Below are 26,634 nucleotides of genomic sequence, written 5' to 3'. Positions count from 1 at the left end.
ACCGGGGGGGGGTTGGGCCCCCCCCCCCCCGGGGGTGGGGGGGGGGGGGCCCCCCCCGCCGGCGGGGGGCCGCCCCCCCCCCCCCCCCCCCCCCCCGGCCGTCGCGGGGTTGCCGGAAGGGGGAGTTGTGGCGTGGCGGAGTGAGGAGTTCGGGGAGTCCCACGAGGGCATCGTGGGGGCGGTCCTCGCCGACGGCAGTGAGCCGAAGTCCGTGTACATCGATGTGGGCAGCGGCAGTTCCATGTTCGAGACCCGTGAGTGGTGGGCCTACAACGGCTGGATGGGCCGGCCCAAGGCGGCCGCCTGGCGGGCCTCCTGCGCGTGCGGGTGGCGCGGGGACGGTCATCCCATCGACTGGGACCAGGTCGAGGACCACGACCTGGACGACCTGGACACCTCCGACGCCTACGACGAGTGGTGGGAACACATCCACGCGGTCGAACGCCGGACGGTCCCGCTGCCGGAGGAACTCTCCGATCTGATGGAGCAGTTGGATGCGCGGCTCGACGCGCTCGCGGACACGGCGCCGGTGGCCGCGCTGAAGGCGGTGGCCATGCTGGAGCGCATGGCCGCCCGGGTCGGCAAGGAAGCGGCGTACGGGACACAGGCCGACGATGTGCCGGGCGAGGCGCTCGGCACGGCGCTCGGGCTGAGCGTGGACAACGCCCGGTCCCGGCTCGACCGCTATCTGCGCGCCTACTACTGAGGACGGCGGGGAGGCCGGCCGCCGCCCGCGGTGCCGCGCCGCCCCGGGGCGAGGGTGCGTGCCAGACTGGACGTACCGCTCGCCCCACCGCTCCGTAGCTCCCGCACTTCACCGAGGTTGTCCGTGACCAAGCCCCCGGCCCGAGTCCCCCAGCGAAGCAACGCGCGCTCCAACCGGGAACGCATCCTGGCCACGGCCCGCCGGGAGCTCGGCCTGAACCCGGACATCACCCTGGAGGAGCTCGCGCGCGCCTCCGGTGTCGTACGGCGCACGCTGTTCGGGCACTTCCCCGGGCGGGAGGCGCTGCTGGAGGCGCTGGCCGAGGAGGCGTCGGAGGCCCTGCGGGCCGCGTTGCCCGCCGATCCGGCGCCGTCGGGTGCGTCCGGTGCGGAGCCGGAGTCGGCCGAGCGGTCGTACGCGCGCTTCGTGCTGTCGATGTGGACCGTGGGCGACCGCTACCGGCTCCTCCTGGCGCTGGCCCGGCGCGACCTGGGCGTGGAGCGTGTCACCGAGATCCTGTCACCGGCCCGCCGCGCGTCCACCGCCATCCTGGACCGGGGCCAGCGCGACGGCGTCTTCCACACCCAGCTTCCGGCCGTCGTGCTGAGCGCCGGACTCGAAGCCATGGCGATCGCCCTGCTCGAAGAGGTCAACTCCGGGGAGCTGGAGGACGACGGGACACATGCGGCGGTCGCCTCGCTCATCGCGGCCGGGGTGCCGGAGAAGCAGGCGCGGGTCGTGGTGGACGAGGTCGCGCCCACGGGCGGGGCCGTCGCGGACGACTGAGCATCAGGCGCCGCTGTACCGCGAGTTGATGCGTGAAGCGTCGTCGGCTCGGAAGGTGACCGACTCGCCCGACAGCCGGGCGCTGAGCCCGGCGTCTGTCGTGGTGATCGAGCGCAGGCGCAGGCCCTGCGGGATGTTGCGGAGCTGGATCGGCCGCTCGAAGACCGTGGTGAGCGCGGCTCGCCCCAGTTCGGGCAGCACACCGCCTGTGACCTGGAAGTCCCTGAAGGCGATGCGGTTGCCGGACAGGACCGAGACGGTCGTCGTCACCGTGGCATGGCCGCCGGTGGGCAGGGGGACGGTCGCGTGGACCTGGCCGGGCCGGCTGCCCCGGGAGATCTCCAGTCCCAGGGCGTCGGACACGTCCGGGTAGGACAGGAGCGCGGTCGCTTCCGCCGAGCGGGCCAGCGCCTCCGTGTCGTCGTCGGACCTCCTCAACTCCTTGAGCCGTAGGGCGAGTTCGCTCACCGGGAAGGGACCGGTGGTGTCGCTCGCCGGTAGGTCGTGCGCGGTGATGTCGACGTGCCGCAGGGTGCCGGAGGCCAGCTGTGTCAGCACGGGGAAGCCCCGCACGTGGACCTCCGGCGCGGACGGTGTGCGCATGCCCTCCTGGAACGCCTCGGCCGTACGGGACTCCACCCGCGCTGTCGCGAAGCGGTCGACGGCGACGGCCGCGAGGAGCAGCGCGAGGAGTGCGCCGACGGCGATGACGACCGGGCGCCGGTTCCCGCGGGCCGGGCGGAGCGCATCCCAGGGCTCGTAGGGCTCGTAGGGCTCGTGCACGGGGTCTCCTTCGGTGGGACGGTCGCAGGCGGTGAACCTAGGAGGGCCGACCTGCCTCGGCATATTTGCACATCAGTGAGCAATAAATTATCCTGCACATCAGTGAGCAATAAATTATCCTGCACATCAGTGAGCAATTAATGCCGTCCTGGAGTCCCCGATGCCGCTCTTCGTCACCACACCCGTCGACAAGATGACCGGGCCGTACGCACGGCGCTGGTCCGCCCTGATCGTGCTCTGTCTGAGCCTGCTGATCGTGGTCATGGCGAACACCTCGCTGATCGTGGCCGCCCCCGACATGACCGCGGACCTGGGCCTGAGCAGCAGTGATCTCCAGTGGGTCATCGACGGCTACACCGTCCCGTACGCCGCGCTGATGCTCGTGCTGGGCGCGATCGGTGACAAGTACAGCCGTCGTGGCGCGCTCCTCGTCGGCCTGGTGATCTTCGCCGCGGGATCGGTGACGGGCAGCCTGGTCCACGAGACCGGGCTGGTCATCGCGGCCCGCGCGGTCATGGGTGTGGGCGCGGCGGTGGTGATGCCGGCCACGCTGTCCCTGCTGGTCGCGATCTTCCCGAAGCGTGAGCGGGCGCGGGCCATCACGGCCTGGACCGCGACCTCGGGGCTCGCCATCGCCCTCGGCCCGCTGGTCGCCGGCTGGCTGCTGGAGGACCACGCCTGGGGCTCCACGTTCCTGATCAACGTGCCCATCGCCCTCGCCGCGGTCGTCGGCGCCCTCGTCCTCGTCCCGCCGTCCAAGGCGGAGAAGATGGGCCGTATCGACTACGTGGGAGGTCTGCTCTCGATCGTCTCGGTCGGCAGCCTGGTCTACGCGATCATCGAGGGCCCGCACTTCGGCTGGGGCGCGGGTCCGGTCACCGCGGCCGTCGTCGCCGCCGTCGGCGTACCTGCCTTCGTGGCCTGGGAGTTGCGTCACCCGCACCCCATGCTCGACGTCCGCAAGTTCGCGCAGCGCTCCTTCAGCGGCTCGATGCTGGCGGTCCTGTTCTTCTTCTTCGGCACGTTCGGCGCGATCTACTACGCCACGCAGTTCCTTCAATTCGTCCTCGGCTACGACGCGTTGGAGACGGGTGTACGACTGCTGCCGCTGGCCGGTGCCGTGTTCCTCGGCGCCGTGGTCACCGGGCGGCTGACTCCCAAGCTGGGCATGAAGCCGATGGTCGTGACCGGCATGGTGCTCGGCACGGTCGGCGTCCTCCTGCTCACCCAGGTTGACAAGGCCTCCACCTACGTCGACTTCCTGCCCACGATGATGCTGCTGGGCTTCTCGATCGGGCTGAGCGTCTCCCCGGCCACGGACACGATCATGGGCTCCTTCCCCGAGAACGAGCTGGGTGTCGGCGGCGGCGCCAACGACACCGCGCTTGAACTGGGCGGTTCCCTCGGCATCGCCATCCTGGGCTCGCTGCTGGGCACCACCTACAAGGACAAGCTGACCGACCTGGTCGGCGGCCACCTTCCCGCCGCCGCGCTGGACACCGCCAGGGACTCGGTGGGCGGCGGGCTGGCGGTCGCCCAGCAGATCGCGAAGACACCCTCCGCGGGACCCCAGCAGGCACAGGCCCTGGTCGACGCCGTGCACGAGGCCTTCGCCCACGGTGTCGCGCAGACCAGCCTGGTCGGCGGGATCATCATGGCCGCCGGCACGCTGATCGTCCTCGCGGTCCTGCCAGGGCGCCGAGCCACGAATGTGCCCGAGTCGAAGGAGGCGGCGGCGGAGACAGGTCGCGAGCAGGAGCACGCCGACTCCGTCTGAACTCCTCGACACTCACCGCCCATTGGCAGGCCCGCCCGAAGACGAGGAAGCGAGAGAACATGTCCACCCCGTACCGCATCGACGTCCACCAGCACCTCCTCCCGCCCGCCTACCGGAAGTTGATGGACCGTCATGAAATGACGGCCGGCGGCTGGCCCACGCCCGCCTGGGACGCAGAGAGCGCGCTCGAGATGATGGACCGCCGGTCCATAGCCACCGGCATCCTCTCGATCAGCTCGCCGGGCACCCACTTCGGCGACGACACGGAGTCCCGCGCGATCACCCGAACCGTCAACGAATACAGCGCGGAACTGGCCAAGGACCACCCCGACCGCTTCGGCTTCTTCGCCAGCGTCCCGCTGCCCGACGTGGACGGCGCGCTCGCCGAGACGGCGTACGCACTGGACGAACTGCACGCGGACGGCGTGGTGTTGATGTCCAACATCCACGGCCGCTACCTCGGCGACAAGGAATTCGCGCCGCTCTGGGCCGAGTTGGACGCCCGTGCCGCCGTGGTCTTCGTCCACCCCACCGCACCGCCGATACCCATGCTCGACGGCATGCCCAGCCCGCTGCTGGACTTCCCGTTCGACACCACGCGCACCGCGGTGCACATGACGCTCAACGGCGTGATGAGCCGGCACACCCGGATGAAGGTGATCCTCTCCCATGCGGGCGGCTTCCTGCCGTACGCCGCCTGGCGGTTCACCGCCGGTGCCCAGTTCAACCCCGGCACCACACCCCTCGGCATCCTCACCGACCTCCAGCGCTTCTACTTCGATACCGCGCTGTCCTCCACCCCGGCCGCCCTGCCCTCCCTGCTGGCCTTCGCCGCACCCGGACACATCCTCTACGGCAGCGACTTCCCCTTCGCCCCCGAGGAGAGCGGCGGAATCCTCGACTCCCTCCTCGACGGCTACGACGGCTTCGAGCCCGGCCGGCTCGACGCGATCAACTCCGGGAGCGCGAAGGAACTCTTCAAGAACCGGTACGGCAGAGGCGACGAAGTGGCAGCCCGGTGAACGGAGTTCGAGCCCGCGCCGAGGACGGCGTCTACGACGTGGCGGTGATCGGCTACGGCCCCACGGGAGTCACCGCCGCGAACCTCCTGGGCGCGCTGGGCCTGCGGGTCGTCGTGCTGGAGCGCGACGCCGAGATCTTCACCCGGGCCCGGGCCATCTCCACCGACGAGGAGGTCGTCCGCATCTGGCAGCGCGTCGGCCTGGCGGAACGGCTCAAGCTCGACATGCTCCCGGAACGCCCCGTCGACTTCGTGGACGCCCGCGGTCGCGCCTTCCTCACCGCGCACCCGACCCCGCGCGGCCACGGGCACCCACCGCAGATGTTCATCTACCAGCCCGCCCTGGAACGCGTCCTGCGCGACGGCGTCGACCGCTACCCGAACGTGGAGATCCTGCTCCGCCACGAGTGCCTGCGGGTCCAACAGGGGCCGGACAGCGTCGAGTTGACGGTGCTCGCCACCGCCGACGACTCCGTACGACGCCTGCGTGCCTCCTACGTCATCGCCGCCGACGGCGGCTCCAGCCTCACCCGCGCGCAGCTCAACGTGGGCTACGAGGGACGGACGTACGAGGACCGCTGGGTCGTCATCGACACCGAGATGCTCAAGCCGTGGCCGGACCACGACCGGCTGCGCTTCCGCTGCGATCCGGCCCGGCCGGCCGTGGACTGCCCGACACCGCTGGGCCATCACCGCTGGGAGTTCCCGATCCTCCCGGGTGACGACGAACGCCGACTGACCAGCGACGACGCGGTGTACGAGCTGGTGTCCCGCTACGGGATCGGCCGGGACAACGTCAAGGTTCTGCGGGCCACCGTCTACAGCCACCATGTGCGCTTTGCCGCCCGCTTCCGGGTGGGCCGCGTCTTCCTCGCCGGTGACGCGGCCCACGCGATGCCGCCCTGGATCGGCCAGGGCATGGCCGCAGGCGTCCGCGACGCGGCCAACCTGTGCTGGAAACTGGCCGCCGTACTGCGCGGCGAACTACCCGACACGGCCCTCGACTCCTACGAGGCCGAACGCAAGCCGCACGTCAAGGAGGTGACCCGGCGGGCGGTGTTCGTCGGCCGGATCATCACCGAACGGCGGCCCGCGGCAGCCCGGTTGCGCGACGCGGTCCTGCGCCCGCTCAACCGGATACGGGGCTTCGGCAAGTGGCTGCAGGACTCCAACTGGATACCCGTCGCCCACTACGCCGACGGTCTCCAGGCACGCCCGCGCACCAAGGCCTCCGGGCATCAGCTTCCGCAGCCCTGGGTGACCGGACAGGACGGGGAGCGGGTCCGCCTGGACGACGCGCTCGGCGGCCGCTGGCTGCTCCTGCACGCCGGATCGCCCACGCCCCAACCCGCCTGGGAACGCCTGGGCGTTGCCTCGCTGACCGTCACGCCCGCCGGATCCCGTCCCGCCGAGGGCACCCTCGTCGACAGCGACGGCGTGCTGCTGCCCTGGCTGACCGAGCACCGGGCGGCCACGCTCGCCCTGCGCCCGGACGCGTACGTCTACGCCGCTGCCCGCGCCGGGGCCCAACTCCCGCCGCCCCCGGCCGGATTCACCCTGACGCCGTGCACGACCGCCTCGACCACGCAGTGAGGAATCCAGCATGACCAAGCGCACCGCATCGCCTCCCCCTCCGTCGATGCAGGAGTCCCTGCTCGACATCGCCGGCAAGAAGATCTTCGTTGCCGAGCTGGGGGAGGGGCCGTCCGTACTGCTGCTGCACGGTGGCGGACCCGGCGCCTCGGGTGTCTCCAACTACTCCCGCAACATCGAGGAGTTGGCCAAGGAGTACCGGGTCATCGTGCCCGACCTGCCCGGCTACGGGCGCAGCACCAAGGGCATCGACGGCGCAGACCCCTTCGGGTACCTGGCCGACGGCATCCGTGGACTGATGGACCAACTCGGGTTGGACAAGGCCCACTTGGTCGGCAACTCCTACGGCGGCGCCTGCGCGCTGCGGCTGGCCCTGGACACCCCGGAGCGGGTCGACCGCATGGTCCTGATGGGGCCCGGCGGTATCGGCACCACCCGTGCCCTGCCCACCCCCGGGCTCAACAGCCTGCTCAACTACTACTCCGGGGAGGGGCCTTCGCGGCTGAAGCTGGAGAAGTTCATCCGCACCTACCTCGTCTTCAACGCGGCCGAGGTGCCGGACGCCGTCATCGACGCGCGCTACGCGGCCAGCATCGATCCCGAGGTGGTCGCCGCCCCGCCGTTGCGGCGGCCGTCCGGGCGGGATGCCCTGCGCACGCTGTGGAAGACGGACTTCACCCGGGATCGGCGGCTGTCGCGGCTGCCGGTGCCGACGCTGGTGCTGTGGGGTGCGGCGGACAAGGTCAACAGGCCTTCCGGAGGTGCTCTGTTGGCCGACAGGATGCCCAACTGCGACCTCTACCGGGTGGCCAACACCGGGCATTGGGTGCAGTGGGAGCGCGCCGAACTGTTCAACCGGGTGTGCGCCGACTTCCTGGCGGGGCGGCGATGAGCCCGTCCAGCGCACCCCGCACCGCCTCCGTCTTCGGCTCGGTCCACCTCGGCTACATCGTCATCGAGACCGAGCGGTTCGCAGACTGGCGCCGCTTCGGCACCGACGCCATCGGGATGCACCACGACGACCTCGACACCGGGCTGATGCGGTTCCGCCTCGACGAGCAGGAGTGCCGGTTCCTGGTGCGGCGCGGGCCGGCCGAGGACGTCGTAGCGACCGGGTGGCAGGTCGACGACCATGGCGCCTTCGAGCGGATCGAGGCCCGGGTGCGGGCCCACGGCGTCCCGGTCGTCGCGGGGACCGCCGAGGAGGCCGCGTTGCGCGGAGTCGAGCGGTTCGTGCGTTTTCCCGGGCCCAAGGGCATCGCGCAGGAGATCTACACGACTCCCGTGCGGTCCGCCGAGCCGTTGCGCATGCTGGCCTCCGGGTTCGTGACCGGCGACTCCGGGATGGGCCATGTCGCGATCACGTCCACCAAGCCCACCCAGGTGCGGGGGTACTTCCACACGGTCTTCGACGCCCGGCTGACGGACTGCATCGAGGAGACCATCAGCGGCGTCAAGCTCAAGATCCGCTTCCTGCGGGTCAACGAGCGGCACCATTCCGTCGCGGTCGCCGCCGTGGGCGGGCTGCCCGTCGACCCGGTCCGCACCCGCGTCCAGCACCTCAACATCCAGGCGGCCGGGCTCGACGACCTGGCGCGGAGTTACCAGCGTGTGTGCGAACTCGGCTTTGACATGGCGCTGTCCGTCGGGCAGCACACCAATGACAAGGAGCTGTCGTACTACGCCCGTACTCCGTCGGGTTTCGAGTGGGAGGTCGGCTGGAATCCCGTCGTCGTGGACGAGGCGACCTGGGAGCCCGGCACCCATCAGGGCATCAGTATCTGGGGGCACACGCCGGTCGGTCGGACCATCGTGGATAAACTGGCACAGTTCCGCCTCGGCGCCCGCTCCCTCGTCCGCTCGGAGGACGCCGTTCCCGCATTGAGCGGTGCCGGCAACGCCGACGGCTGAAGCTCACTTCACGAAATCGACGGTCCTGCCTGTGCACGCTCCGGACACCACCGCCACCGAACCGGCCGACGCGGCCCCGCGTCACATCCGACGCTGGCTGCGCCCGGTGGTGATCACGGTCCTGCTCGCGCTGTTCACCACCGAACTGGTGCTGGGCTGGCCGTCGTTGGCCTCCGCCCTGTCACAGCTGCGCGCACCCCGGCTGAACTGGTTCGCCGTCGCGCTCGTCGCCGAAGTGGCCGCCATGGGCTGCTACGCGCGCATGCAACGCCGGCTCCTGCGCTCGGCCGGGGTGATCGTGCCGATCCAAAAGCACGTCGCCCTCGCCTACGCCGCCCACTCGCTGAGCGTCACCCTGCCGGGCGGCCCGGCCTTCTCCACGCACTTCAACTACCAGCAGATGCGCCGCTTCGGAGCCACCCCGGCCATCGCCTCCTGGTGCATCGCGCTGTCCGGCCTGCTCTCCGCTGCGGCCCTGGCCGTCGTCACCGCGATCTCCGCGATCGCCTCCGACGGCAGCCTCCAGTGGCACAGCCTCGTCACTCTCGGCCTGGCCGTGCTGCTGCTCACCGTCGGCATCCGGCGCATCACCCGCCACCCCGAGAAGGTCGAACCGGCCACCCGCGCCGCACTGGCCAGGGTCAACCGGCTGCGGCACCTTCCGGAGACCCAGGGCCTGGACCGCATCCGCGGCTTCGTCGAGCAGCTCCGTACGGCCCGGCTCGAACCCTGGCACGCGGTCGCCGCCGCCGTCTTCGCCGTACTCAACTGGCTGCTGGACGCGGGCTGTCTGTGGCTCTGCTTCCACGCCGTCAGCGACACGCAGATCAGCAGCGCCCAACTGCTGCTCGCCTTCTGCGCGGGCATGGCCGCCGGGACCCTCACGATCATCCCGGGCGGCCTCGGCCTCATCGACAGCGCGCTGATTCTCGGACTGGTCACGGGCGGTGTCGCGACCAGTACGGCGATCGCCACGGTCGTGCTCTACCGCATCATCAGCTTCGGGTTCATCATCGGCGTCGGCTGGATAACGTGGCTGATCATCCGCCGCCACAACCGCCGGGAGCCCGCCGTCTAGTGGCGACGGACGCTCAGGCCCGCGCGCCGCCGTCGACCCGCAGGACCGTGCCGGTCACGAAGGACGCGCGGTCGCTGAGCAGCCAGGCCGCGGCCTGGGCGATCTCGTCGGGGTCGGCCATGCGCCCCAGCGGAGTGTGTGTAATGCGTTCCAGGAGACCGGGAGAGTCCGCTTCCCAGGTCCGGATCATCTCGGTCAGCGTGCCGCCCGGGGCGATGGCGTTGACGCGGATGCCCTCCGGGCCGTACGTGACGGCGGCCGACTCCGTGAGGCTGTTGACCGCGCGCTTCATCGCACCGTAGGCGGGCAGTTCGGGGTTGCCCATCAGGCTGCCGACGGAAGAGTTGTTGACGATGGCGCCGGTTCCCGCGGTGGCCCGGATCGCGGCGACCTGGGCGACCATCGCCAGCCAGACGCCCTTGAGGTTCACGTCGTAGACGTGGTCGAAGTCGCTCTCCGGCAACTCGTCCATGGGTCCCGGGCGTTGGATCGTGGCGCCGTTGTTGAAGGCCACGTCGAGGCGGCCGTACAGGTCCACGGTCCGGTCGACGGCCGCGCGCACGCTGGTCGCGTCGGCCAGGTCGCAGACCACGTAGTCCGCGGTACCGCCCGCTTCGCGGATCTCCTCGGTGACTGTCTTCAGCTGGGCCTCCGTCCGGGCCGCCAGCAGAACCTGAGCGCCTTCCCGGGCGAACAGTCGCGCCGCTGCTGCGCCGATTCCGCGTCCGGCGCCGGTGACGAAGGCGACCTTGCCGGAGAGCAGGCCGAGGGAGGGGAAAGTGGGTGTGTTGGTCATGGCAGCGAGCCTGCGCCGACCGGTGATGCTGATCCAGGCACCGGCAGTACCTGGATGCACGCGCCGACACCTGTACACACTGGGGGAGTGGACCGACGAGAACTTGGCGACTTCCTGCGCAGCAGGCGTGAGCGGATCACCCCCGCCGAGGTGGGGCTGCCCGCGGGACCGCGCCGCCGTACCCCGGGGCTGCGCCGCGAGGAGGCGGCGCAGCTGGCGTTCATCTCGACCGAGTACTACACCCGGCTGGAGCAGGCGCGCGGCCCGCATCCGTCGCGCGAGGTACTGGCCGGGCTGGCCCGCGCCCTGCGCCTGACGGACGCCGAGCGCGACCACCTCCATCACCTCGCGGGCGTGCCGCCGGGCCCGCCGCCCGGTCCCTCGCGCGAGGTGCGGCAGAGCATCCTCGACCTGGTGCACCGGCTGCCGCAGGCCGCCGCGTTCGTGTTGTCCGCGACTCACGAGGTGATCGCCTGGAACGATCTCGCGGCCGCCCTCATGGAGGACTTCTCGGCACTTCCCCGGCGCGACCGCAACCTGGTGCGCCGGGTGTTTCTCGGGCCGCATCCGAACGGACGGCGGCTGTACGGAGTGTCGGACACCGACGAGTTCGCCCGCCGGGCCGCCCACGACCTGCGGGCCACCGCCGCCCGCTACCCCGACGACCCGGAACTGACCGACCTGGTGGCCGAACTCCTCGCCGGGAGCGAGGAGTTCGGCGAGCTGTGGAACTCCCACGACGTGGCCGCCGCGCCCACCTTCTGCAAGACTTTCCAGCATCCGATGGTCGGCCCGGTCACCGTCAACTGCGACGTCCTCGACATCACCGACCGCGACCAACGGGTCGTGATCTACACGACCGTCCCCGGCTCACCGTCCGAGAGCGCCCTCCGGCTGCTGTCGGTCATCGGCACGCAGAGCATGGACATCAGCCCCTGACGGAGATCAGCTTTCGGCCCGCGCCACGAGGTCCAGCGCGATGTCGGTGATCATGTCCTCCTGGCCGCCGACCATCGCCCGGCGCCCGGCCTCGACCAGGATGCTGCGCGTGTCGAGGCCGTAGCGTTCGGCCGCGGTCTCGGCGTGGCGCAGGAAGCTGGAGTACACGCCCGCGTAGCCGAGGCTGAGGGTCTCGCGGTCCACCCGCACCTCGCGGTCCTGCAACGGTCGTACGAGATCGTCGGCCGCGTCCATGAGCGGGAACAGGTCGCAGCCGTGCTTCCAGCCCATCAGGTCGGCGACCGCGACGAACGCCTCCAGCGGACAGTTGCCCGCTCCCGCGCCCTGGCCCGCGAGGGAGGCGTCGACGCGGATCGCGCCGCCCTCCACCGCGACGACCGTGTTGGCCACGCCGAGGGCGAGGTTGTGGTGGGCGTGGATGCCCAACTCGGTCTCCGGGGAGAGGACTTCGCGGTACGCGCGGAAGCGGTCGCGGACCCCGTCCATCGTCAACCGGCCCCCGGAGTCGGTGACATAGACGCAGTGCGCGCCGTAGGACTCCATCAGCTTGGCCTGGCGGGCGAGTTCGGCGGGCTCGGCCATGTGGGACATCATCAGGAACCCGGCGACGTCCATGCCCAACTCCCGCGCGGCGGCGATGTGTTGGGCGGAGATGTCGGCCTCGGTGCAGTGCGTGGCGACCCGCACCGAGCGGATGCCCAGCGCGTGGGCCTGCTTGAGGTCGTGGACGGTTCCGATGCCGGGCAGCAACAGCGTTGTGGGGACGGCCTGTTGTACGGCGCCGGTGACGGCCTCGATCCACTCCCAGTCGGTGTGGGCGCCGACGCCGTAGTTGATGCTGGAGCCCGACAGGCCATCGCCGTGCGCGATCTCGATGGCCGCCACTCCGGCAGCGTCCAGGGCTGCGGCGATCGCGCTGGCCTGGCCGACGGTGTAGCGGTGGCGTACGGCGTGCATGCCGTCCCGGAGCGTGACGTCCTGGACGTAGAGGGACGGGGTCACTTGGCTGCCTCCTTGCCGATGCGGCCGGCCATGCGTTCCGCGGTGCGCAGCGCGGCCGAGGTCATGATGTCGAGGTTCCCGGCATAGGCGGGGAGGTAGTGGGCGGCGCCCTCGACCTCCAGGAACACCGACACCTTCAGCAGTTCGCCCGCGCCCGGCGCGAGGGTGCGCAGCGGGTCGTCGGCGGCCACCTTGTCGAACTGGACCTTCTGCTTGAGGCGGTAGCCCGGCACGTACGCCTGGACGCGGCCGACCATCTCCTCGACGGACGCCGTGACCGCCTCGGTCGCGCAGTCGGAGACCAGGCAGTGCACGGTGTCCCGCATGATCAGCGGGGGTTCGGCGGGGTTGAGGACGATGATCGCCTTGCCGCGTGCCGCGCCGCCGACCTTCTCGACGGCGGAGGACGTGGTTTCGGTGAACTCGTCGATGTTCGCGCGGGTGCCCGGGCCCGCCGAGCGCGAGGCGATGGACGCGACGATCTCGCCGTAGTGGACCGGCGAGACCGCGCCCACGGCGGCGACGATCGGGATCGTGGCCTGGCCGCCGCAGGTGACCATGTTGACGTTCGGGGCGTCGAGGTGGGCGTCGCCGTTGACCGGCGGGACGACGTACGGGCCGAGGGCGGCCGGGGTGAGGTCGACGAGGGTGCGGCCCAGGGGCCGTAGGACCTCTTCGTGGTGGCGGTGGGCGCCGGCCGAGGTGGCGTCGAAGACGATGTCGACGTCGGCGAACTCGTCCAGCTTGACGAGTCCTTCGACGCCCTCGTGGGTGGTGGCGACCTTGAGGCGGCGGGCGCGGGCCAGGCCGTCGGAGTCCGGGTCGATGCCGGCCAGGGCGGCGATCTCCAGGGTCTCCGACAGGCGCAGGACCTTGATCAGGAGGTCCGTGCCTATGTTGCCGGAGCCGATGATGGCGACCTTCGTGGTCACTTGGCGTCCCCTTCCGTGGCGTCGGTCGCGAAGCGGACCCGTACCGAGCCCAGGTCCGAGATGTGGGCCTCGAAGGCGTCGCCCGGGGCGGCCGGGGTCATCGGGCCCAGGGCGCCGGTCAGCACGAGGTCGCCCGCGCGCAGCGGGTCGCCCCGCTCGGCGAGGGCCGAGGCCAGCCAGACGGCGGCGGTGAGGGGGCTGCCGAGGCAGTCGGCGCCGGTGCCCTCGGAGACGGTCTCGCCGCCCCGGGTCATGGTCATCGTGACCGTGCGCAGGTCCACGGCGGTCAGCGGTACGGGCGTGGCGCCCAGGACGTACAGGCCGCAGGAGGCGTTGTCGGCGACGGTGTCGACGAGGGAGATCTCCCAGTTCCGCACCCGGCTGTCGACGATCTCCAGCGCGGGCAGCGCGAAGTCCACCGCGCGCAGCACGTCGACGATCGTGCACTCGCGCTCCGGCAGGTCCCGGCCGAGGACCAGCGCGACCTCGGCCTCCACCTTCGGCTGGAGCAGGCGCCCGACGGGTACCTCGCCGCCGTCCGGCACCGCCATGTCCGCGAACAGCGCGCCGAAGTCCGGCTGATCCACGCCGAGTTGGCGCTGTACGGCGGGGGAGGTCAGGCCGATCTTGCGGCCGACGATGCGGCGGCCGGCGTCCAGACCGCGCCGGACGTTCAGCTGCTGCACGGCGTAGGCGGTCTCCAGATCGCCGCCGTCGAGGAACTCACGCACCGGCGGGCAGGCGACCCCGGTACGGGTGGCCTCCGCCAGCAGGTCGGCGGCCTTGACCACGGCCGGGGACACGGGGTCCGGACGGGCGCCGTCGGGCACGGTGGGCACGGGTTACCTCCGGGGGGAGCGGTACGGGTCTGGGCGAGAGGTACAGGTAGTACGCATCCCGGTATAGACAGCATCCCCGCGAAGGGACAATGTTTGTTCCGTGACACGGAACAACGCGAGCGGCAGCATGCTGGAGAAGGCCGCGCTCATCCTGGACTGCTTCAGTCCGAACGGCGGACCGTACCGCCTGTCGGAACTTTCCGAGCACACCGGACTGCCCAAGCCCACGGTCCACCGGCTGGCCGCCGACCTCGTCCGGCTGGGCTGGCTGGAGCGCTCGGGCCCGCGCTATCTGCTCGGCGCGAAGCTGTTCGAACTGGGCTCGCTGGTGCCGCACCGGCGCGATCTGCGCGAGACGGCCCTGCCCTTCCTCCAGGACCTCTTCGAGGCCACCCGCGAGACCATCCACCTCGGCGTCCGCGAGGGCATGGAGGTGGTCTACCTCGAACGCATCCACGGCCACGAGGCGCTGCGGCTGCCCTCCCGCATCGGCGGCAGCCTGCCCCTCACCTGTACGGCCGTCGGCAAGGCCCTACTCGCCTTCTCCGGCGCCGAGTTGACCGAGGAGGTGCTGTCCCGCCCGCTGCCGAGCCTCACCCCGCACTCGATCACCGACCCGGCCCGGCTGCGCATGACCCTGGAGAAGATCCAGGTCTCCGGCCTCTCCTACGAGGAACAGGAGGCCGCCTTGGAGGTGAGCTGCATCGCGGCCCCGGTGTTCGCCGGCGACACCGCGGTCGCCGCCCTCTCCGTCGCCGTACCGCGCACCCGCTTCCGGCCCGCCCAACTCGCCCCGGCGGTACGGACGGCGGCCCTCGGCCTGTCCCGCGTACTGCGCGGCGGAGGGGCCACGAGGATCCCACTGTCCTGACGGTGAACCCGACCGTACACTGACAAGTCACGGTAACGGGGGCATTGTTGAACGGGGGGAACATCATGTCCGAGAATCAGTACGGCTCTGTCCAGGGGTTCGTCGTGCCGCCGATGCCGTCGTCCCCACCGCCCGCCCCGCCGGACCGACTCAGATCCGTCGCGGTCGGCCTCCTCAACCTCAGTGGTCTCGGGCTCGGTTACGCGCTGATGCGCCGCTGGCTGCTCATGGCCGTGTGCTGGGTCGCGACCGTCGTGCTCCTTCTGGTGGCCCTGCCCGCCGACCCGGACGGCGTCTCCGGCGTCCTCGTCACCCTGTACGTCGTGTTCCTCGTACTCGCCGCCGTCCACGGTGCGTTGGTGGGCCTGCGCACCCGCCTGGCCTGGCCCTCGCCCACCCCGGTCGCGGTCGTGCTGGGCCTGGTCCTGCTCGCCGTACCCGCCGGGGGAGTCGTCCTCTACGACAACGCGCGCGACGAGGCGACCCAGCAGATGCTCCTCGACCGGTTGGACAAGGCGGACCAACTCGTCGCGGACTCGGGGCAGTCGACGTTCTCCGCGGCCGAGCCGCACTACCGCCAGGCGCTGGCCGTGTACGACGACCTCAGCAGCGCCCACTCCGGTTCGCGGGCGGCCGACAAGGTGCCCGACCGGCTGAAGACCTTCTACTCGACGGTCGCCGGCGCCTACGCGCAGAAGAACTACTGCAACGCGATACCCGAGTTGAAGTATCTGCGGACCGTTCCCGGCACTATCGGCAAGAAGGAACTGGGCACGCTGACCACCTGGCCGGACGAGCGGCTGGCGACCTCGCTGTACGAGTGCGGCTCCGCCGGTCTTGCCGCCCAACGCGCGGACTGGTCGACGAGTTTCGGTGATCTGCTGGCCACGTTCCCGGAGTCGTCCCAGGCGCGTCAGGTCGAGCCGGCCGTCAAGTCGGCCGTCGCCACCGGGGTGAAGGGCGTCACCGGCAGCCAACCCTGCACGGCGGTCCAGGACTTGGAGACTCTCTCCACCCAGATCGGAAGCCTGGAGGGCGAACAGACGGGTGTGGCCGACGCGTTGAGCGCGGACGCGCGACAGGCGACCAGCCACGCCGATTCCGGCGCCTATCAGTGCGGTGTCTTCCAGTACAAGGACGGCGACTTCGACTCGGCGCTCACCACGATGAACGACTTCGTGAAGAACAACACGCACGACAAGAACCGGGCCCGTGCCAAGAAGATCGCCATCGCCGCCGAGGTGGCGCAGACGGTCCCGGCCGCGGGCAAGAAGCTGCCGACGACCGCGTCCGGCGGCAGCATCTCCGTCACCGTCAAGAACGACAGCCCGGACGACATCACCGTCCTGTACACCGGGCCGGTGACCGGCAGCTTCACCCTGAAGGGCTGCGGGAGTTGCACGTCGTACTCCCTCACCACCACCCTGCTCAAGGGCTTCAAGCCGTGCAGCTCCGGCAAGAACTACCCGCAGAAGACGATCAGTCTGCCGACCGGCACGACCTACTTCGTGCACCGTCCCGACAGTTCCACCGCGACACCGGCCTCGGACACGGCCACGCTCAGGTCGGGCTACATCTACACGGAGTGCGCGTACAGCACGGGGGCCTTCGGCACCGGCTGACCTTACGGAGCTTGTGAGTCGAGGGCGGCGGGGGGCGCGCCCCCCCCCCGCGGGGGGGGGCCCCCCCCCGGGGGGCCGGGGGGGGGGGGGGGGGTTTGTGGTTTGTGTGGGGGGGGGGGGGGGGCCCCCCCCCCGCGGGGGGGGGGGGCCCCCCGCCTCTTGCTCACAGCAGGGTGGGTGCGTGGAACGTGCCGAGGCCGGTGGTCAGTTCGCGGTCCAGCCAGTAGCGGCGGGGCTCGGCGAGCATCACGGCGACGCTGACGCCCAGGAGGCCGGGGATCCTTGCCAGTTCGTCGTCGACGAACAGCGCCAGGGCGGAGCGGTCGGCGACCAGGCCGGTGGCGAGGACGGACATGTCGCTGGCCACGTGGGCGGCGAGCCGCGTCTGGGGCAACTGGTCGATGCGGCGCATCACTTCGGGGGTCGCGCCCGGCGCCACCCGCAGCCGGAGGATGAACGCGGTCCGGAAGCCGAGCCACTCCGACACGATCTCCAGGCGCGGCTTGACCCAGCCCTCGTCCAGGACCCGGCGGACCACGCGGTGCGCGGTGGAGGTGGCCAGGTCGGCGGTGCGGGCGATGCTCGCGGCGGACGCGCGGCCGTCCTGGAGCAGCTGGGCCACGACACTCCGCTCGGCCTCGCTGAGCGGCTTCGCCGGGGGCGTCGCGGTCGCCGTGCCCTCGGGGCGGGAGCCGGTCAGCTTCAGCAGGTCGGCGCGCTCGGTGTCGGTGAGGAACTGCGGGTCCCAGGTGATGCCCCGCCGCAGTGTGCTGAGCGCGGGCAGGGCGTTGACGCGTCGGACGCCGGGCACGGAGAACATCCGGTCGATGGCCTCGCTGGTCGCCGCCTCGGACGGGGCGTGCACGACGGCGTAGAGCGGGTAGTCGCCCGAGATCTGCGCCAGCAGCTGGAGGTGGGGCAGATCGCGGAGCCGGTGCAGGACCGCGAGCGGGGTCTCGCCGGTGATGTCCAGGAAGACGTGGACGGGCATCGCCGTGGAGTGGATGCCCCAGTCGGCCTGCCCGATCACGCGCACCATGCGTGCCTCGTGCAGGCGGTCGTAACGGCGTTTGAGCGTGCTGGCGTCGGCGGCCAGGATCTCGCCGATGTCGTCCCAGGTGGCCCGGGGCGCCAGGTGCAGCGCGCCGATGAGGCGCCGGTCGAGCTCGTCGAGGAGAGGACGGGTCATGGCCTCACTCTAAGGTGCTGTTTAATCCCACTGTTACTTCCAAGATATAGAGAATCTCTCATCTGGATGCCATTGTTCGCAGGAACATCCCCCCATCGCGCCAAGAGGTACCGATGAGTGTCACCTCCGCTCAACCTCAGCCTCCGTCCACGGAGCCCCAGTCGAGAGTCCTGCGCACCGCGTTCCGCGGCCTGACGGCGATCGAGAAGGTCGGCAACCGACTCCCCAACCCCTTCTGGCTGTTCTGGATCCTCGCGGGAATCGTCGCCGTCCTCAGCGCCGTCCTGTCCGCGACCGGCCTCAGTGCCCCGCACCCCGGCACGCACGAGACCATCAAGGTGCAGAACCTGCTCAGCAAGGACGGCCTCACCATGGCCGTCGAGGGAGCCGTCGACAACTACGCGGCCTTCCCGCCGCTGGCCACCATCCTCACGGTGATGTTCGGCATCGCCGTCGCCGAGAAGAGCGGACTCTTCTCCGCCCTGCTGCGCCGCATGGTCGCGCGCGTCCCGGGCAAGTACCTCACCTTCGCCCTGTCGATGACGGCCATGGTCAGCCACGTTGCCGGCGACGCCGCCTACGTCACCCTCATCCCGCTCGGCGCCCTGGTCTTCCGCGCGGCCGGCCGCAGCCCGGTCCTCGGCTGTGTCGTCGCCTACGTCTCGATCGCCGCCGGGTACGACGCCTCACCGTCGCTCACCACCACCGACGTCCTGCTGTCCGGTATCTCCACGGCCGCCGCCCACACCATTGACGCGCACTACGTCGTCACCCCGGTCGCCAACTACTTCTTCGGCCTCGGCTCGTCCGTCCTGGTCGCGCTGGTGATCACCCTCGTCGTCGACAAGGTCCTCGCCCGCCGCTCCGACCTGGAACCCGACGAGCCGGTCGCCGCGCTGGGCGCCGAGGAACTGGCGGAGATCGAGGTCACCGACCGGCAGCGGCGCGCCCTGCGCACGACCGGCCTGGTCGCCGTCGGCTTTCTCGCGTTCCTCGCGGCGGCGATGGTCCCCTCGTCCTCACCCCTGCGCGGCGAGGGCGGCGGCATCGTCAACTCCCCGCTGATCGGCGGCATGGCACTCGTCCTCGGCGTCTTCTTCGCCGTGCTCGGCACCGTCTACGGCCGGATGACCGGCACCTTCACCGCCGCCCGCGACAGCATCGGCGCGATGGTCGACGGCACCCGCTCCATGGCGCCGATCCTGGTCCTGTTCTTCGCGATCGCCCAGTTCCTCGCCTACTTCAAGTGGACGAACATCGGCGACATCCTCGCGGTCAAGGGCGCCGAGACCCTGCGCGACCTGCACCTGCACGGCTGGACCGTGCTCGTCGGCATCGCCGTACTGATCACCTTCATGAACCTCGTCATCACCAGCGGCTCCGCCCTGTGGGCCCTGGCCGCGCCGGTCCTCGTCCCCATGCTGATGCTCATCGGCATCGAGCCCGAGACCACCCAGGCCGTCTACCGCGTCGCCGACTCGGTCACCAACTGCGTGACCCCGATGAGCCCCTACTTCGTCATGGCCCTGGGCTTCATCCAGCGGTATCGCAAGTCCGCCGGCATCGGCACCCTGGCCTCCTTCACGATCCCGATCGCCGCCGTCGTGTGGGTGGTCTGGGTCGCGTTCTTCGTGGCCTGGTACCTGCTGGGCATCCCGCTCGGCATCAGCTGAACCCGCGTCCCCACCGTCGTACGAGAAGGCAGATCATGACCGCGTCACCCGCACCCGCCGCCCTCACCGCCCGCGCCCAGGAGGTCTCTTCGCAGATCGTCGAGGACATCCTGACCCTCGTCCGCCACGAGACCGGCAGCTACGACCTCCCCGGCCTCGCGAGCGGCCTGGACCTGCTGCGCGAGCTGACCGTCCGGCGGCTCGGCGTGCCCGACCACGAGGAGCGTCACCCCGGGGGTGAGTGCGGTGACACCCTCACGCTGACCTACGGCGGTACCGGTGCCGGGCATGTCGCGCTTGTCGGGCACTACGACACCGTATGGCCGACCGGGACCCTCGCCGGATGGGAGCAGCCGGCGGCGGCCGAGGACGGGCGGGAGAAGGTGAGCGGGCCCGGCATCTTCGACATGAAGACCGGTCTGGCGCAAGGGATTTGGGCGCTGAAGCTGGCCCGGGAGAGCGGTGCGGCGCTGCCCACCGTCACCTTCCTCTTCAACGGTGACGAGGAGATCGGTTCGCTGTCCTCGCGGCCGGTGATCGAGGCGGTCGCGCAGAAGGTCGATGTCACGCTGGTCCTTGAGCCGAGTGCGCACGGCGCGGTGAAGACCGCCCGCAAGGGCACCGGGATCTTCCACGTCACCGCCACCGGTGTCGAATCGCACGCCGGGCTCGCGCCGCAGGACGGGGCGAGCGCGATCACCGCGCTGTCCGAGTTCGTGGTCGCCGCCGCGAAGGTCGCCGCACCCGACAAGGGCACCACCATCAACACCGGGCTGTTCAAGGGAGGTTCGGCCATCAACGTCGTCGCCGGGCAGGCCACCGCCGGGGTCGACATCCGGGTCAGCAGCGCGGCCGAACAGGCCCGGGTGGACGAGGAGTTGGACGCCATCGAGGTCAGCGACCCACGCGTCCGTATCGACATCGACCATGCCTGGAACCGGCCCCCGATGACCCTCAACGCGGCCTCCGCCCCGCTGCTCCACCTCGCCCGCGAGGTCGCCCGTGAGCAGGGGCGTGACGGATTGCGCGACACGGCCGTAGGCGGTGCCAGTGACGCCAACTTCGTCGCCGCGCTCGGGCTGCCGGTGCTGTGCGGGATGGGCGCGGTCGGCGACGGGGCACATGCGCAGGGGGAGTTCATCTACCCCGATACCGTGCCCGCGCAGACCGCCCTGGTCGCCGGGCTGTTGGGGCGGCTGGCGGAACCGCTGCGGGGCTGACCGCGACCGGCCGGAACATCCGCGGGCCCGCAGGGTGGGGCGAGTGGGGCGATCGGTTCCCGGCCGGGGACAATCGGTGCCATGACGGACGGTACGGACGGTAGGGGCGACTCCGAGAGCCGCTTGGCCAGGGTCGAGCGGCTGCTGGAGGACAGCAGGCGTGATGTGGTGCCCGCGTGGCGCCGGGTGACGCGTGGTGAGACGCGGTTGGCGGTGTCCGCCGTGATCCTGGTGGCGGTCTTCCTGCAGCTGATGCTGCCGCACCGGCTCGCCTTCCAGCCGTACTGGCTGCTGCCGGCCCTCGAACTCGCCCTGATGGTCGGCCTGTTCGTCGCCAATCCCCGGCGGATCGAGCCCGGCACGCGGTGGCTGCGCTGGCCGAGCCTGGTCCTGACGGGGGTGATCAGCCTGGCCAACAGCTGGTCGGCTGTCCGGTTGGTGGCGGGCCTGGTCAAGGGCACCGAGCGGCTGGACGCCGGGCCGCTGCTGCTCACCGGCGGGGCCATCTGGCTGACGAACGTCATCGTGTTCGCCCTCTGGTACTGGGAGTGGGACCGGGGCGGGCCGATGGCGCGGGTCATGGGACACCGGCAGTACGCCGACTTCCTCTTCGTCCAGATGCAGAGCCCGGAGACCGCGCCGCAGGACTGGGAACCGGTGTTCCTGGACTACCTGTACCTGGCCTTCACCAACTCCACGGCCTTCAGCCCGACCGACGTGATGCCGCTGTCCCGCTGGGCCAAGATGCTGATGATGGGCCAGTCCACGGTCTCCGTGGTGATCGTCGTCCTGGTCGTCGCGCGAGCGGTCAACATCCTGGGATAGCGAGGAAGTCGGACGTGCCGGAAGCGTGCCGTGGCGGACCGCGACGCCAAGTACGCCTGTTCAAGGCCCACTTGGCGTCGCGGTCCACGTCCTACTGATCCCGCCGGATCAGCAGGAGCCCTCGTCCTGCCAGGGGCCCCACTGGGAGGCACCGGGCACCTCGTTCTGGGTCCACCACTTGGCGACCCAGTTGTGGTTGCCGTACGACACCTCGTTGCCCTGCGTGTAGACGGCCGTGGAACTCCACGCCGTCTTGCACGTACCGCCGGGGGTGGGCGTCGGAGTCGGGGTCGGCGTGGGTGTCGAGGTCGGCGGGGTGACGCCCGCGAACTGCACCGAGTACTTCGCGAAGTCCCACGCGTTCTGCGCCACGCTGGAGCAGGTCCCGGACGTCGTACCGCCGTTGTCGACCGGGCTGCACTGGCGGTCGCGGTTGAGGGACCAGAACGTGAAGCGGTCCATGTTGTGGCTGGTGGCGTAGTTCAGGACGGTCTGGAAGTCCGCCTGGGTGAAGTACTCGCCGGTGTCGCTGCGCCCGTTCATGCCCGAGAAGCCCTCGTGGGCGTACGCGGTCGCCTGGTCCCAGCCGAACGTGGACTGCAGGATGGAGTTGAAGTTGGTGAGCGCGCTGGTCTGCGAGGCCGCGCCGTTGAAGCCACCGTCGAACGGCATGATGGAGAAGTTGTTCGGCGTGAAGCCCTGCGACTTTGCTTCCAACAACATCTGCTTGCCGAACCAGCCGGTGCCGTCCGCCGTACCGGCCGTGGTGACGGAGACGTACAGGCCCGCGTTGTTCTGCTGGAGGATCTTGGCCGCGCCGATCTCGTTGTGGATGGCCGCGGTGTTCTCGTACTCCGGCTCCTCCAGGTCGAAGTCGATCGCGTGCAGGCCGTACTTGGTGATCACCTGCTGGTACGCCGCGGCCGTCGAGGCCGGGTCGGCGCAGGCCTGGCCGAGCTTGGTGCCGCCGTAGCCGCCGATGGAGACGGAGACGTCGCCGCCCTTGGCGCGGATCGTGTTGATGACCGACTGGACGGCGGTGTCCGAGGAGACCGGTGAGGTGCCGCCCCAGGTGGGGGTGCAGCCGCCGCCGTTGGGGGCGAGGACGAAGGCGAGCTGGAAGGCCTTGAGGCCGGTGGCGTCCATGATGGCGCCCGCGTCCGGCGGGTTGTTGTCCGTCGGCATCAGATAGGGGGCCGCGGCGTACCAGCGGTTGCTGAGCGCGGTGGCCGCGTCGGTGGCGCCCTGGGCGTTGGTCGCGACCAGCGCGGTCGTGCCCGCGGCGGCGGTCGTGACGGCGGCCGCCGCGACCAGACATGCACGAAGACGTGTCACGTTGTGCCTCCGGTGGGGATGGGGGAGGCGCCCAGCTTCTGGCTCTGTCGCGGCCACGTCAATGGATTGGACTGGACCAAAGCCCACTTTGGACTAGACCATACGATTTCTTTACCGGCGGCCCGGCGGAGCGCTCGACGCGACACGTTTGCGACTAGTGTCCCGGCTCACATGGCGTTACAGGGGCGGCGCCGACACCATGGTGCACGTCATCGGCAGGCTGAAGGGATCGGGAATGTTCCGCAAGGTGCTGGTCGCCAACCGTGGAGAGATCGCGATCAGGGCGTTCCGCGCCGGCTATGAGCTGGGCGCGCGAACGGTCGCGGTCTTCCCGCACGAGGACCGCAATTCGCTGCACCGGCTCAAGGCCGACGAGGCCTACGAGATCGGCCAGCCCGGGCATCCGGTCCGCGCCTATCTCTCCGTCGAGGAGATCGTCCGCGCGGCCCAGCGGGCGGGAGCGGACGCGGTCTATCCGGGCTACGGGTTCCTCTCCGAGAACCCCGAACTCGCCCGCGCCTGCGAGGAGGCGGGCATCACCTTCGTCGGTCCCAGTGCCCACATCCTGGAGATGACCGGCAACAAGGCCACGGCGATCGCCGCCGCCCGCGCGGCCGGCGTCCCGGTGCTCGGCTCCTCGGCGCCCTCCACCGACGTCGACGAACTGGTCCGCGCGGCCGAGGAGATCGGCTTCCCGGTGTTCGTGAAGGCGGTCGCCGGCGGTGGCGGACGCGGGATGCGCCGCGTCGAGGACCCGGCCGCCCTGCGCGAGTCCATCGAGGCCGCCGCCCGCGAGGCCATGTCCGCCTTCGGCGACGCCACGGTATTCCTGGAGAAGGCCGTCGTCGACCCCCGGCACATCGAAGTGCAGATTCTCGCCGACGGCGAGGGCAACGTCATCCACCTCTTCGAGCGCGACTGCTCGCTGCAACGCCGGCACCAGAAGGTCGTCGAGCTGGCCCCCGCGCCCAACCTCGCCCCCGAACTGCGCGACCGGATCTGCGCCGACGCGGTCCGCTTCGCCCGCGAGATCGGCTACCGCAACGCGGGAACCGTCGAGTTCCTCCTCGACCCGGCCGGCAACCACGTCTTCATCGAGATGAACCCGCGCATCCAGGTCGAGCACACGGTCACCGAGGAGGTCACCGACGTCGACCTCGTGCAGGCGCAGTTGCGGATCGCCTCGGGGGAGACCCTCGCCGACCTGGGTCTGTCCCAGGAGACGGTCACCCTGCACGGCGCCGCACTTCAGTGCCGGATCACCACCGAGGACCCCGCCAACGGCTTCCGCCCGGACACCGGCCGGATCAGCGCCTACCGCTCGCCCGGCGGCTCCGGCATCCGACTCGACGGCGGAACCACCCACGCGGGTACGGAGATCAGCGCGCACTTCGACTCCATGCTGGTCAAACTCACCTGCCGGGGAAGGGACTTCACCACCGCCGTCAACCGCGCCCGGCGCGCCGTCGCCGAGTTCCGGATCCGGGGTGTGGCCACCAACATCCCCTTCCTGCAAGCGGTGTTGGACGACCCGGACTTCCAGGCCGGACGGATCACCACGTCGTTCATCGAGCAGCGCCCGCAGTTGCTGACGGCCCGTCAATCGGCCGACCGCGGCACCAAGTTGCTCACCTACCTGGCCGACGTCACGGTCAACAAGCCGCACGGCGAACGCCCCGACCTGATCGACCCGACCACCAAGCTGCCGCCGGTCCCGAACACCGAACCCCCGGCTGGTTCCCGGCAGTTGCTCGCCGAACTCGGCCCCGAGGGCTTCGCCCGCCACCTGCGCGAGTCGCCCACGATCGGCGTCACCGACACCACCTTCCGCGACGCCCACCAGTCGCTCCTCGCCACCCGCGTCCGCACCAAGGACCTCCTCGCGGTCGCCCCGGTCGTCGCCCACACCGTGCCCCAACTGCTCTCCCTGGAGTGCTGGGGCGGCGCCACCTACGACGTCGCGCTGCGCTTCCTCGCCGAGGACCCCTGGGACCGGCTGGCCGCCCTGCGCGAGGCCGTCCCCAACATCTGCCTCCAGATGCTGCTGCGCGGCCGCAACACCGTCGGCTACACGCCGTACCCGACCCAGGTGACCGACGCCTTCGTCCAGGAGGCCGCCGCCACCGGCATCGACATCTTCCGCATCTTCGACGCGCTGAACGACGTGGGCCAGATGCGCCCGGCCATCGACGCCGTACGGGCCACGGGAACGTCGATCGCCGAGGTCGCCCTCTGCTACACCTCGGACCTGTCCGACCCCAACGAGCGCCTGTACACGCTGGATTACTATCTCCGGCTCGCGGAACAGATCGTAGAAGCGGGCGCACACGTCCTGGCCGTCAAGGACATGGCGGGCCTGCTGCGAGCACCCGCCGCCGCGACGCTCGTGTCGGCGCTGCGCCGCGAGTTCGGCCTGCCGGTCCACCTGCACACGCACGACACGGCGGGCGGCCAGCTCGCCACCTACCTCGCCGCGATCCAGGCCGGCGCGGACGCTGTCGACGGCGCGGTGGCCTCCATGGCGGGTACGACCTCGCAGCCGTCCCTCTCCGCGATCGTCGCCGCGACCGACTACTCCGAGCGCCCCACCGGCCTCGACCTCCAGGCCATCGGCGACCTGGAACCGTACTGGGAGAGCGTCCGCAAGATCTACGCCCCCTTCGAGGCGGGCCTCGCCTCGCCCACCGGCCGCGTCTACCACCACGAGATCCCCGGCGGACAGCTCTCCAACCTGCGCACCCAGGCCATTGCCCTCGGCCTCGGCGACCGGTTCGAGGACATCGAGGCGATGTACGCCGCCGCCGACCGCATCCTCGGCCACCTGGTGAAGGTCACCCCGTCGTCGAAGGTCGTCGGCGACCTCGCCCTGCACCTGGTCGGCGCCGGAGTGAGCCCCGCCGACTTCGAGGCGTCCCCCGACCGCTACGACATCCCGGACTCCGTGATCGGCTTCCTGCGCGGCGAGTTGGGCACCCCGCCCGGCGGCTGGCCCGAGCCGTTCCGCACCAAGGCGCTCCAGGGCCGCGCCGCCCCCAAGCCCGTACAGGAACTGAGCGCCGAGGACCGCACGGCCCTCGACAAGGACCGCCGCGCCACCCTCAACCGCCTGCTGTTCCCCGGCCCGACCCGCGAGTTCGAGACCCACCGCCAGACCTACGGCGACACCAGCGTCCTCGACAGCAAGGACTTCTTCTACGGCATCCGCCCCGGCAAGGAGTACACGGTCGACCTGGAGCCGGGCGTCCGTCTCCTGATCGAGCTGGAGGCCGTGGGCGAGGCCGACGAACGCGGGCTGCGTACGGTGATGTCCGCGCTGAACGGTCAACTCCGGCCGATCCAGGTCCGTGACACCGCCGCCGCCTCCGACGTCCCCGTCACCGAGAAGGCGGACCGCGCCAACTCCGGCCATGTGGCTGCCCCGTTCGCGGGTGTGGTCACCCTCTCGGTCGAGGAGGGCGACGAGGTGGAGGCCGGTGCCACCGTCGCCACGATCGAGGCCATGAAGATGGAGGCGTCGATCACCGCGCCGAAGTCCGGGCGAGTGTCCCGCCTCGCCATCAACCGTATTCAGCAGGTGGAGGGCGGTGACCTGCTCGTCGAGCTGAGGTAGGCGGGGCGGCGCGGGCGGTTCGGTCCGGTGACCGGGGTGAGGCAGGTCGCTCGCCCTGGTCACCGGCTTTGAGTGCGACGGGTCACTCAATCCGGTGACCGAATC

22 protein-coding genes are annotated in these 26,634 nt (G+C 70.7%); 15 read left to right on the top strand and 7 right to left on the bottom strand.

The features are described 5' to 3' along the window. Positions 1-127: 127 nt before the first annotated feature. Both ACIBK4_RS31385 and ACIBK4_RS31380 read left to right on the top strand, forming a co-directional pair. Positions 128-706 carry a hypothetical protein gene (locus ACIBK4_RS31385; RefSeq protein ID WP_399000053.1) on the top strand — a complete coding sequence of 193 codons (579 nt, stop codon included), beginning with the start codon at positions 128-130 and terminating at the stop codon, positions 704-706. Positions 707-829: 123 nt separating this feature from the next. Next, positions 830-1,492, top strand: coding sequence for a TetR family transcriptional regulator (locus ACIBK4_RS31380; protein WP_399000051.1), 663 nt, complete (start codon positions 830-832; stop codon positions 1,490-1,492). Between the two features lie 3 nt (positions 1,493-1,495). Here ACIBK4_RS31380 and ACIBK4_RS31375 read toward each other — a convergent pair whose 3' ends face one another. Further along, on the bottom strand, positions 1,496-2,275 hold the full coding sequence (locus ACIBK4_RS31375; protein WP_399000049.1) for a DUF2993 domain-containing protein: 780 nt from the start codon (positions 2,273-2,275) through the stop codon (positions 1,496-1,498). Between the two features lie 160 nt (positions 2,276-2,435). Between ACIBK4_RS31375 and ACIBK4_RS31370 the strand changes: the two genes are divergently transcribed. From ACIBK4_RS31370 to ACIBK4_RS31345, 6 genes are read left to right on the top strand one after another with little or no spacing between them, the layout of a single operon-like run. Next, positions 2,436-4,052 carry an MFS transporter gene (locus ACIBK4_RS31370; RefSeq protein ID WP_399000047.1) on the top strand — a complete coding sequence of 539 codons (1,617 nt, stop codon included), beginning with the start codon at positions 2,436-2,438 and terminating at the stop codon, positions 4,050-4,052. A gap of 59 nt (positions 4,053-4,111) precedes the next feature. Next, complete coding sequence (locus tag ACIBK4_RS31365; RefSeq protein ID WP_399000045.1) at positions 4,112-5,074, top strand: amidohydrolase family protein; 963 nt, start codon at positions 4,112-4,114, stop codon at positions 5,072-5,074. Further along, positions 5,071-6,666, top strand: coding sequence for a bifunctional 3-(3-hydroxy-phenyl)propionate/3-hydroxycinnamic acid hydroxylase (locus ACIBK4_RS31360; protein ID WP_399000043.1), 1,596 nt, complete (start codon positions 5,071-5,073; stop codon positions 6,664-6,666). Before ACIBK4_RS31365 ends, ACIBK4_RS31360 begins: the two co-directional genes overlap by 4 nt. A 10-nt stretch (positions 6,667-6,676) precedes the next feature. Continuing rightward, the gene (locus ACIBK4_RS31355) at positions 6,677-7,558 is read left to right on the top strand and encodes an alpha/beta fold hydrolase (protein ID WP_399000041.1); all 882 of its coding nucleotides are present in this window, start codon (positions 6,677-6,679) and stop codon (positions 7,556-7,558) included. After that, on the top strand, positions 7,555-8,577 hold the full coding sequence (locus ACIBK4_RS31350) for a VOC family protein (protein ID WP_399000039.1): 1,023 nt from the start codon (positions 7,555-7,557) through the stop codon (positions 8,575-8,577). Before ACIBK4_RS31355 ends, ACIBK4_RS31350 begins: the two co-directional genes overlap by 4 nt. 31 nt (positions 8,578-8,608) lie before the next feature. Then, entirely contained in the window at positions 8,609-9,655 is a 1,047-nt protein-coding gene (locus ACIBK4_RS31345) for a YbhN family protein (protein ID WP_399000037.1), read from the top strand. Between the two features lie 13 nt (positions 9,656-9,668). Here the strand turns inward: ACIBK4_RS31345 and ACIBK4_RS31340 are convergent, their stop codons facing one another. After that, positions 9,669-10,451, bottom strand: coding sequence for an SDR family NAD(P)-dependent oxidoreductase (locus ACIBK4_RS31340; protein ID WP_399000034.1), 783 nt, complete (start codon positions 10,449-10,451; stop codon positions 9,669-9,671). Positions 10,452-10,538: 87 nt separating this feature from the next. Here ACIBK4_RS31340 and ACIBK4_RS31335 point away from each other — a divergent pair, with 87 nt between their 5' ends. Beyond that, entirely contained in the window at positions 10,539-11,390 is an 852-nt protein-coding gene (locus ACIBK4_RS31335) for a helix-turn-helix transcriptional regulator (protein ID WP_399000032.1), read from the top strand. A 6-nt stretch (positions 11,391-11,396) separates the two neighbouring features. On the opposite strand, the gene dmpG is transcribed toward ACIBK4_RS31335, so the two are convergent. From dmpG to mhpD, 3 genes are read right to left on the bottom strand one after another with little or no spacing between them, the layout of a single operon-like run. Then, a complete protein-coding gene (gene dmpG, locus ACIBK4_RS31330; protein ID WP_399000030.1) occupies positions 11,397-12,413 on the bottom strand; it encodes a 4-hydroxy-2-oxovalerate aldolase in 1,017 nt (338 codons plus the stop codon). Further along, entirely contained in the window at positions 12,410-13,345 is a 936-nt protein-coding gene (locus ACIBK4_RS31325) for an acetaldehyde dehydrogenase (acetylating) (RefSeq protein ID WP_399000028.1), read from the bottom strand. The genes dmpG and ACIBK4_RS31325 overlap by 4 nt, the downstream gene beginning before the upstream one ends. Next, positions 13,342-14,184 carry a 2-keto-4-pentenoate hydratase gene (mhpD, locus tag ACIBK4_RS31320; protein ID WP_399000026.1) on the bottom strand — a complete coding sequence of 281 codons (843 nt, stop codon included), beginning with the start codon at positions 14,182-14,184 and terminating at the stop codon, positions 13,342-13,344. Before mhpD ends, ACIBK4_RS31325 begins: the two co-directional genes overlap by 4 nt. A gap of 127 nt (positions 14,185-14,311) precedes the next feature. On the opposite strand from mhpD, the gene ACIBK4_RS31315 reads away from it, so the two are divergent. Together ACIBK4_RS31315 and ACIBK4_RS31310 are read left to right on the top strand one after the other, a co-directional pair. Further along, positions 14,312-15,055, top strand: a complete 744-nt coding sequence (locus ACIBK4_RS31315; RefSeq protein WP_399000093.1) for an IclR family transcriptional regulator — start codon at positions 14,312-14,314, stop codon at positions 15,053-15,055. A gap of 65 nt (positions 15,056-15,120) precedes the next feature. Continuing rightward, the gene (locus ACIBK4_RS31310) at positions 15,121-16,677 is read left to right on the top strand and encodes a hypothetical protein (protein WP_399000024.1); all 1,557 of its coding nucleotides are present in this window, start codon (positions 15,121-15,123) and stop codon (positions 16,675-16,677) included. Between the two features lie 163 nt (positions 16,678-16,840). Here the strand turns inward: ACIBK4_RS31310 and ACIBK4_RS31305 are convergent, their stop codons facing one another. After that, positions 16,841-17,866, bottom strand: a complete 1,026-nt coding sequence (locus ACIBK4_RS31305; protein ID WP_399000022.1) for an Lrp/AsnC family transcriptional regulator — start codon at positions 17,864-17,866, stop codon at positions 16,841-16,843. Positions 17,867-17,979: 113 nt separating this feature from the next. On the opposite strand from ACIBK4_RS31305, the gene ACIBK4_RS31300 reads away from it, so the two are divergent. From ACIBK4_RS31300 to ACIBK4_RS31290, 3 genes are all read left to right on the top strand, one after another. Further along, positions 17,980-19,539, top strand: a complete 1,560-nt coding sequence (locus ACIBK4_RS31300; protein WP_399000020.1) for an AbgT family transporter — start codon at positions 17,980-17,982, stop codon at positions 19,537-19,539. 35 nt (positions 19,540-19,574) lie between these two features. After that, positions 19,575-20,759 carry a M20 family metallopeptidase gene (locus ACIBK4_RS31295; RefSeq protein ID WP_399000018.1) on the top strand — a complete coding sequence of 395 codons (1,185 nt, stop codon included), beginning with the start codon at positions 19,575-19,577 and terminating at the stop codon, positions 20,757-20,759. An 81-nt stretch (positions 20,760-20,840) separates the two neighbouring features. Continuing rightward, positions 20,841-21,584: a hypothetical protein gene (locus ACIBK4_RS31290; protein WP_399000016.1), complete on the top strand. Its 744-nt coding sequence runs from the start codon at positions 20,841-20,843 to the stop codon at positions 21,582-21,584. A gap of 108 nt (positions 21,585-21,692) precedes the next feature. On the opposite strand, the gene ACIBK4_RS31285 is transcribed toward ACIBK4_RS31290, so the two are convergent. Continuing rightward, complete coding sequence (locus ACIBK4_RS31285; protein ID WP_366432674.1) at positions 21,693-22,919, bottom strand: chitinase; 1,227 nt, start codon at positions 22,917-22,919, stop codon at positions 21,693-21,695. A 235-nt stretch (positions 22,920-23,154) separates the two neighbouring features. Here ACIBK4_RS31285 and ACIBK4_RS31280 point away from each other — a divergent pair, with 235 nt between their 5' ends. Next, a complete protein-coding gene (locus tag ACIBK4_RS31280; protein WP_399000014.1) occupies positions 23,155-26,529 on the top strand; it encodes a pyruvate carboxylase in 3,375 nt (1,124 codons plus the stop codon). The last annotated feature ends 105 nt before the right edge of the window (positions 26,530-26,634 follow it).

Source organism: Streptomyces sp. NPDC050528 (genome assembly GCF_044457795.1).
In the GTDB taxonomy this organism is placed as follows: Bacteria; Actinomycetota; Actinomycetes; order Streptomycetales; family Streptomycetaceae; genus Streptomyces.
The sequence above is the reverse complement of the archived record's forward strand: the minus strand, read 5'-3'. Positions and strand labels throughout refer to the sequence as shown.